The sequence below is a fragment of the Microcystis sp. M_QC_C_20170808_M3Col genome (assembly GCF_007095505.1).
GTDB lineage: Bacteria > Cyanobacteriota > Cyanobacteriia > Cyanobacteriales > Microcystaceae > Microcystis.
Genome location: NZ_SFBY01000380.1, coordinates 1 through 8,027 on the forward strand (window position 1 = coordinate 1; position 8,027 = coordinate 8,027).

Annotated in this window: 9 protein-coding genes; 6 read left to right on the forward strand and 3 right to left on the reverse strand. The window is 41.7% G+C overall.

Annotated elements, in window-relative coordinates; all coding sequences use genetic code 11:
* Positions 1 to 132: 132 nt before the first annotated feature.
* Positions 133 to 366, forward strand: a complete 234-nt coding sequence (locus EWV84_RS17570) for a hypothetical protein (RefSeq protein WP_287079043.1) — start codon at positions 133 to 135, stop codon at positions 364 to 366.
* A 14-nt stretch (positions 367 to 380) separates the two neighbouring features.
* Positions 381 to 788 carry a type II toxin-antitoxin system VapC family toxin gene (locus EWV84_RS17575; protein ID WP_287079044.1) on the forward strand — a complete coding sequence of 136 codons (408 nt, stop codon included), beginning with the start codon at positions 381 to 383 and terminating at the stop codon, positions 786 to 788.
* A gap of 7 nt (positions 789 to 795) precedes the next feature.
* Here EWV84_RS17575 and EWV84_RS17580 read toward each other — a convergent pair whose 3' ends face one another.
* Together EWV84_RS17580 and EWV84_RS17585 are read right to left on the reverse strand one after the other, a co-directional pair.
* Positions 796 to 1,380: a Uma2 family endonuclease gene (locus EWV84_RS17580; RefSeq protein WP_287079045.1), complete on the reverse strand. Its 585-nt coding sequence runs from the start codon at positions 1,378 to 1,380 to the stop codon at positions 796 to 798.
* 26 nt (positions 1,381 to 1,406) lie between these two features.
* Positions 1,407 to 1,997 (reverse strand): Uma2 family endonuclease, encoded by a 591-nt coding sequence (locus EWV84_RS17585; RefSeq protein ID WP_287079046.1) that lies wholly within the window; start codon positions 1,995 to 1,997, stop codon positions 1,407 to 1,409.
* A 253-nt stretch (positions 1,998 to 2,250) separates the two neighbouring features.
* Here EWV84_RS17585 and EWV84_RS17590 point away from each other — a divergent pair, with 253 nt between their 5' ends.
* From EWV84_RS17590 to EWV84_RS17605, 4 genes are all read left to right on the forward strand, one after another.
* Positions 2,251 to 4,170 (forward strand): long-chain fatty acid--CoA ligase, encoded by a 1,920-nt coding sequence (locus EWV84_RS17590; RefSeq protein WP_287079047.1) that lies wholly within the window; start codon positions 2,251 to 2,253, stop codon positions 4,168 to 4,170.
* A gap of 61 nt (positions 4,171 to 4,231) precedes the next feature.
* Entirely contained in the window at positions 4,232 to 4,681 is a 450-nt protein-coding gene (locus tag EWV84_RS17595) for a YlqD family protein (protein ID WP_002756613.1), read from the forward strand.
* A 458-nt stretch (positions 4,682 to 5,139) separates the two neighbouring features.
* Positions 5,140 to 6,504 carry a DUF3370 domain-containing protein gene (locus tag EWV84_RS17600; protein WP_287079051.1) on the forward strand — a complete coding sequence of 455 codons (1,365 nt, stop codon included), beginning with the start codon at positions 5,140 to 5,142 and terminating at the stop codon, positions 6,502 to 6,504.
* Positions 6,505 to 6,590: 86 nt separating this feature from the next.
* Positions 6,591 to 7,475 carry a hypothetical protein gene (locus EWV84_RS17605; protein WP_287079049.1) on the forward strand — a complete coding sequence of 295 codons (885 nt, stop codon included), beginning with the start codon at positions 6,591 to 6,593 and terminating at the stop codon, positions 7,473 to 7,475.
* Here the strand turns inward: EWV84_RS17605 and EWV84_RS17610 are convergent.
* Positions 7,468 to 7,968, reverse strand: a complete 501-nt coding sequence (locus tag EWV84_RS17610; protein WP_287079050.1) for a hypothetical protein — start codon at positions 7,966 to 7,968, stop codon at positions 7,468 to 7,470. The genes EWV84_RS17605 and EWV84_RS17610 overlap by 8 nt on opposite strands.
* Between the last annotated feature and the right edge of the window lie 59 nt (positions 7,969 to 8,027).

Genomic DNA, 8,027 nt, shown 5'->3' on the forward strand with positions numbered 1-8,027 from the left:
GCGATTTTTGTCAACTGTTTTCGATCTAGAGCGAACTAATCAATTAAATCTCTCGCCAGATAAGGATTTAGTCGATTTATGCCACCCTATCGAACCATAACAAGTAACGAAGAACCATTCAAATCAATATCTATGGAACAAAACACTTTAGAGGGGACTTGGGAAGAAATTTTACAGCATAGTGCTAAATTAGCTGGTCAGCGAGTGAGATTGACCATTCTATCTAATCAATCTGCCAATTCTTCCACTCCAGAAACCCTAGACCAAAAATTAAAAGGAAGAGTTGGACGAGTTTATTTTCAGCCATCGGATTTATCTGAGCGAGTAGAAGAAGTTTTTACAAACATTTTAGATGATAAAGACTAATCAGCATTACACCAATGACTCTTTGCGACGCTTCTCCACTTATTGCCTTAATTAATGAAGCTGATAAAAATCATCAGCGTTGTGTTGACATTTTATCTTCGCTATCGGCCCCCCTTGTCACGACTTGCGCTTGTTTTACCGAAGCAATGTATTTATTGCGTCGATATGGTGGTTGGTTCGCACAACAAGAATTATGGGGTTATGTGGTAGATGAAATACTGGTAATACACCATCATAATTCAGATGAACTAAAAAGAATGGAAACCTTAATGATACAATATCAAGATGTTCCTATGGATTTAGCAGATGCTTCTTTAGTAGCCATGGCTGAAGTTCTTAATCAAAGACAAATATTCACTCTTGATAGCGATTTCTATATTTACCGACGGTATGGAAATCAACCTTTTGAGGTTGTACCTTAATGATTTTTCATTCCCTAGTATCATTAACCGTTTCTAGGGTGACATCTTCGTATAAATCCTGAAAAGATGCCGTCAGATTAATACTCTGCAAACTAAAACTTTCTTCCTGATAGGTTTGCAAAATCCATAAACCCTGTTCACCCCGTCGAAAAGTTTCCACTCGTTGGTGTTTACTATTCACTAAGACATATTCCTGCAAACTTTCTAGAGTTTGATAATCATTAAATTTATCACCCCTATCAAAAGCTTCTGTGGAATCGGAGAGAACTTCAATAATCAATTTAGGAAAACTTTTGTAGGTAGCGGTTTCTCTATCTCTGTCATCGCAGGTGACAAGAATATCAGGATAATAAAAGTGATTGCGTTTCTCTAATCTGACTTTCACATCGGCAAAATAAACCCGACAATCGGAACCCCGCAAATGATTACGAATGATAAAAGTGAAATTGAGTCCGATAATATTATGAATATCAGTCGTCCCTGCCATGGCGTAAACTTGTCCCTCGATATATTCGTGTTTAATGGGACTTTTTTCTTCAAACTGAAGATATTCTTCTGGGGTGAGATTATTATAGTTAGATAGAGCAATCATAGGTTTAATCGTTGAAGGAGATTTTCTTAAGGACTTTCGGGAGTATCATTAACCGTTTCTAGGGTGACATCCTCGTATAAATCCTGAAAAGATGCCGTCAGATTAATACTCTGCAAACTAAAACTTTCTTGTTGATAGGTTTGCAAAATCCATAAACCCTGTTCACCCCGGCGAAAAGTTTCCACTCGTTGGTGTTTACTATTCACTAAGACATATTCCTCTAAACTTTCTAGAGTTTGATAATCATTAAATTTATCACCCCTGTCAAAAGCTTCTGTGGAATCGGAGAGAACTTCGATAATCAATTTAGGAAAACTTTTGTAGGTAGCAGTTTCTCTATCTCTGTCATCGCAGGTGACAAGAATATCAGGATAATAAAAGTGATTGCGTTTCTCTAATCTGACTTTCACATCGGTAAAATAAACCCGACAATCGGAACCCCGCAAATGATTACGAATAATTGTGTATATATTACCCGAAACAATATTATGAGTATCAGTCGTCCCTGCCATGGCGTAAATTTGCCCATCGATATACTCGTGTTTAATGGGACTTTTTTCTTCAAAATGAAGATATTCTTCTGGAGTGAGATTATTATAGTTAGATAAAGCAATCATCGTTTTTTATCCTAATCACAACTATATTAAGTACCTAAGCAAAATTAATTATACATCTAAGCTGTCAGCATTCCCTGATTATCCCTCACTGTTCACTGATAACTGAAAAGTCTCCACTCTCCGAGTCTCGACTAGGAAATCAACTTTGCAGGACTAGATACCTGTTGAAATACTGTCTAGGAGAACCAGCAAAAAGAGCCTCGAATGGTTAATCTATATGTTATTACTCTTGTAACCCACTATAACTACTGTTATGACAACCCTAATTGACTATTCAAATATTCAATCTTTACCCGAAGTTTGGTCAATAGTTGCCCAACGTTTCCCCAATATTATCGCTCTGCACGATCCCCACAGTAAACCGGAAGTAATTCTCACCTATCGAGAACTTTATCAACAAATTCAGCAATTTGCCGCCGCTTTGCAAGCATTAGGAGTCACAGAAACCGAAAATGTCGCTTTATTTGCCGATAATAGTCCCCGGTGGTTTATTGCCGACCAAGGTTCCATGGCAGCCGGGGCCGCCAATGCGGTACGATCTGCTCAAGCAGATGCAGAGGAATTAGCCTATATTCTGGCCGATAGTGACAGTCAGACGCTGATTGTCGAAAATAACAAAACTTTAGGGAAATTACTGGCGAAAATCCCTGAATTGCCCCTGAAATTAATCGTGCTGCTCACCGACGAAGACCCCGCTACTGGGGCGATTTCCGTGCAGACCTTAAATTTCAAGCAACTAATGGCGATCGGGGCTGAGAACACCCTTAAACCCATCACCAAGAGCGAAAATGATCTGGCTACCCTCATCTACACATCGGGGACGACGGGACAACCAAAAGGGGTGATGTTAAGTCACGGTAATCTGCTGCATCAGGTACGCAACTTAAATGCTATCTTTCAACCGGCTCCCGGCGATCGAGTTTTAAGTATACTACCTTCATGGCATTCCTACGAGCGCAGCTGTGAGTATTTCATTCTAGCTCAAGGTTGTACCCAGATTTATACCAGTATTCGCACTTTTAAGTCCGATTTAAAGCAATTTAGTCCGCAATTAATGGTGGGAGTTCCCCGTCTTTGGGAATCTCTTTACGAGGGTATCCAAAAACAATTTAGCGAACAACCGGCTAAAAAACAGAAATTGGTGCGATTTTTTCTAGAAAAGTCGGAAAAGTACGTTCTTGCTAAACGTATCGCTGATAATCTCAGTCTTGATCACCTTCACGCTTCCCCCGGAGAAAGACTCAAAGCAAGAATTCAATCCCTCTTACTCTATCCCCTCCATGCCATCGGTGATAAGCTAGTTTATAACAAAATTCGCCAAGCAGTGGGAAATAAAGTTAAAATCTTCGTTAGTGGCGGTGGTTCCTTAGCTAGACATCTAGATACTTTCTATGAGATTGCGGGAATCCCGATCTTAGTTGGTTATGGACTGACAGAAACTTCTCCCGTCGCTACCGTCCGTCGTATCGATCATAACCTGCGCGGGTCTGCCGGTCGTCCCGTCTTTCAGACAGAAATCTGTATTGTCGATTTACACAGCAAAGAAGTCTTACCGACGGAAAAACACGGTTTAGTCTTGATTCGTGGTCCGCAGGTGATGCAGGGATATTATAAAAAACCAGAAGCAACCGAAAAAGCGATTTCTCCCGATGGTTGGTTTGATAGCGGTGATATTGGTTGGTTAACCGCTGCCGGGGATTTAGTTTTAACCGGACGGGCCAAAGATACAATTGTTTTGAGCAATGGTGAAAATATCGAACCGCAACCGATTGAAGATGCTTGTTTACGCAGTCCCTTTATCTCCCAAATTATGCTAGTGGGACAGGATCAAAAAGCTTTGGGGGCTTTGATCGTGCCTAATCTTGATATACTGGCCAATTGGGCGCAAGAACAGAAAATATCCTTAAATTTACCCGATTTTCACAGCGATCGCTCAACGATTCTTTCTAGCGATCTCTACAGCAAAAAAGTCTTAGATCTCTACCAACAAGAATTAAAGCGCGAGGTAAGAAATCGACCCAGTTATCGTGCCGATGACCAGATTAAAACCTTTGAGTTAATTTTAGAGCCTTTTTCCCAAGAAAACGGCATGATGACCCAAACTTTAAAGATTAAACGACCGGTAGTAACGCAACGCTATCGCGATATGATTAACGAGATGTTTGCCAAGTAAATATTTCTGGCAAATATTCCCTAACCCCTTGACAAAAAGACCTTTTTAGGATAAGCAAATCATGGATGACGCACAAACCAGTTTATTACTGAAGCGCCCGGTGACAATTAAAGTCATCGTGACCCCGCGCTGGAAAGAAGAAGCACAACAGCAATTACAAGCACAAATGGCTCAAATTGACGCACAAATTCAACAATTAGAAACCCAAGGACAACGAGCGATCGCCGAAATTCAGCGTCAGAGTCTGATCCCCTTACCCCCCGCGGCTGCCCAACAGATTGACAATATTCAAATCCAAGTCAATCAACAGAAAAGTGAGTTTCTCGAACAAAAAAACCAGTATCTGCAACAATTGCAACAGGTACAACTCTTGGAACTCAATCAAGAAGTAGCCCAAGCACAACTAGAAAGCTTTTTCCGCGTCGAAAAAGGCGATAACTTAGTGGCAAAAATGAATGTAGAACTCGTCCTTAGAGATGGCATAGTCGAAGAAATTCGCGGCGAAATTTAAAGCTAGGGTGAGCAGTTACCGGTCATTGTCAACTTAAAGGCTAAAATCGGCAATAGCAAGGGTTATTCTCCCTTGCTAACCCAGAAAACCGCCCCTAGCTCACATCACCCCTGACATGGCTTGATCAGGCCTGAAAAATATATTAAGATTCTTTATCGATCGCCTGGACACACTCGCCTATATTGTTGTATAACTTCATCTCTCCATCGACTCACCCTTAATTAGGGTTTGCTGAAAAAGTTTTTCGTGGGGGTTGGGTGTGGGGTGTGGGGTGTAGGGTTTTACCGATTTTGAGGGGGTCAATTACCTAATTTTCAGGGAAAAAGTCCCTGAATTTTCCCCCCGATCACCCCCATATCCGGTACTTTTTGATGGACAAAAAGTCTAAAAGTCTTACCCAACAAGGTTTTAGATTTATTCAGCAAGCTCTGATTAAATACTATAAATATAGAATCTCTATGCTTTCTTTCTTACCCACTATTCTTTTAGCTCAGTCCGCCTCGGTCTTGCCCCAGATAGAGAGGAAATTAATCACCCAATATCAGGAAGTGCGTCAGTTGCCCGGTCAACTAAATGATGTGCTGGTTTTTAATAGCAATAGTCCCGAAGTCGTAGAAAAAGAGGGAATTCTCCTCTCCACTTTCCCCGGTAAAGGAAAACGTTATCCCGTAGCCCATCTCAATCATCCCCTACAAGGACGTTTTGACGTTTTCACCCACCACATCGCCCGTCAAACCGATCCCAATCGCGACCTACACCAGGGCCTGATCGTTACTAATCCCACCTCCAAAAACCTCGTTATCCGCATCCTACAAGGAGTCAGTTACGTCACCTCCGCCGATGCCCCTTTTGTCGATTTACCCTCTCTGGTGGAAGATCCCAATGGCCGGGTTTTTTCCGGTCCCGGTTCCCGTTTAGCCAGCGATATCATGCGTCGTCGCCATGATACCCAATTTCCCACCCAGATCGTCATTCCCCCAGGCCAAAGTCGGATGCTATTCGATCTAGTTATCCCCAGAAGTAGCGCCCGCTCGACCCTCCTACGTCTCTACAGCGATGGCCCTGTCTATATGGCCAATTTAGCCCTCTACGAAGTTCCCCAAAAAGTCAAAATCGAAGACCGGGAAATAGAAACCTTTCGTCCCCCTACCCTAGAGGAATGGCGTACCCTATTAGTTAGAGGTGATTTAGCCGCTCCTCGTGATTTTCCCCCCACCCCCCCCGATCAATGGTTCCCCGGAAGAAGAAATTTTTATGGTCGCGTGGCCGGAATTTCTGTCGGTTCGGAATGGGCAACCCGCATTGTCGATCCCAAAGGGGGAATTAATCTCACCATTCCTCAACCCGGTCAAGCTTTTGCCTATCCTTTAAGTACGGTGACAGCAGCTACTTTCGGAACCAGACAAATCCAAAGCGCCCCCATGTTAGTGCGTTATCCCGATACGGCTTTCAAAGCTCACGGTAACTACGGTGTTCACTACTATCTGACTTTACCTCTATATAACAACACTAGCAAAACGCAGGTGGTGGCTTTGAGTATTCAAACCCCAATTAAAGAAGACAATTATCTCGATCGCTTGCTATTTGTTGAACCCGTCCAGGGACCGGTATTTTTCCGGGGTGCAGTGCGCGTTACCTATCGTAACGCTCTGGGACGCACCGAGGAACGTTTTTTCCATCTCGTTCAACGGGAAGGACAACAGGGAGAAGCTTTAGTACAGGTGGAACTTCCCCCCGGAGCCAGACGCGACATTAATCTCGATTTTCTCTATCCCCCCGATGCCACACCTCCCCAAGTTTTGAGCGTTAAAACTTTGGAATAGATAGTTTTTCTCGAAAAGTTAACGGCTGATTGTCGGAAGGAATAAGTAAGATACACTGAAATTAATCTCTCTCTGTGAATTAGCCGATGGATATTAGCAAAACTTGCTTTATTTTCTGCTTATTATCTCAATTTTTGGGCAATACAGCTGCGAGTTTAGCCGTGACTAAACTCGATTTTGATACCGGTCAAACCCTAACAAATCAAGTGGTTAGATCGGGGAAAATTAAGGTAAAAGTTAGCTATCAACCCATCGACCTAAACGAGAGAGTTGATGATAATTATGATATTAATAATGTTTCTTATCAAATCTTTTATAACGAGCAAATTTATCAGGAAAATAGCGGCTATAGTGCCTTTGGATCCGGCTATGTCGAATTAAGAGATTTAGATAATAATGGCATCGATGAGATTATCGTCTCCACCTATAGCGGCGGCGCACATTGCTGCACATCTTTGGTAATTTATACTTGGCAAAAAGATAAATTTATTAGAGAAGAAACGGGTTTTTTAGATGGTAGTGGTGGTTCCTTTGAAGATTTAGATGGAGATAATAATTATGAATTTGTCACCGTTGATAATGCTTTTTTATATGCTTTTAGTTCCTACGCCGCCTCTTTTCCTCCCTCGATAATTTATACTTTTCAACAGGGTAAATTAGCGGATGTCACTAGACAATATCCCCAAAAATTAAGAAAAACTTTAGCAGCAATGTTGAGAGCCTTTCAGTTAGCTAAAAAAGAAAAAGCCGAAGTCAATGGCATTTTGGCCGGTTATGTCGCCCAAAAAATTCTCCTAGGAGAATACGAAGAAGCTTGGCAATTTCTCCTCGCTAATTACGATAAAAACTCCGATTGGGGTCTCGATATCTATGGCGAAAGTACAGCGATCGGCAAATATCCAGACTTTCCCACTGCCCTGAGAGCTTTTCTCCTGAAAAATGGCTATTTAACCCCAGTTCGGGTTAAGTAGCGGCGATAATATCCTTAGCTAATAACTGACTATATTCACTAATTCCAGAGCCAGCCGTGGATTTAATGTGCGGGTTTTTCCTTAATCCAGCAATATGTCCTAAAGTCGGGTTACAGCCGCTAACTCCGATATAATCAAAGTCTCTTTGAGAGATTTCAGGAAACTCGCAGCATAACCGTTGTCTAAGCTGATTAATCAAAGAATTTTTGTTTTTAACGAGTTGTTCTCTCTCATGGAAAGTACGCCGCAACAAATCGATCAAGTCATGGTCATAGTTGGTTAAAATCGGAGGATTACCCAGATCATCTAGTCCCGATTTGTCAAAATAAGTTAAGGCAATAGTTAGAGCATCTAGATAATCATCCTTGTTTTTATTTTTAAAATAGTGCTGACGATTTATCTTAGTTTGTTGGTGAGAAATCCAGTAGATATTTAGGGTCTGCTGAATAAATCTAAAAACCTTGTTTGGTAAGACTTTTAGACTTTTTGTCAATCAAAAAGTACCAGGCATGGGAGTGATCAGGGGGAAAATTCAGGTACTTTTTCCCTGAA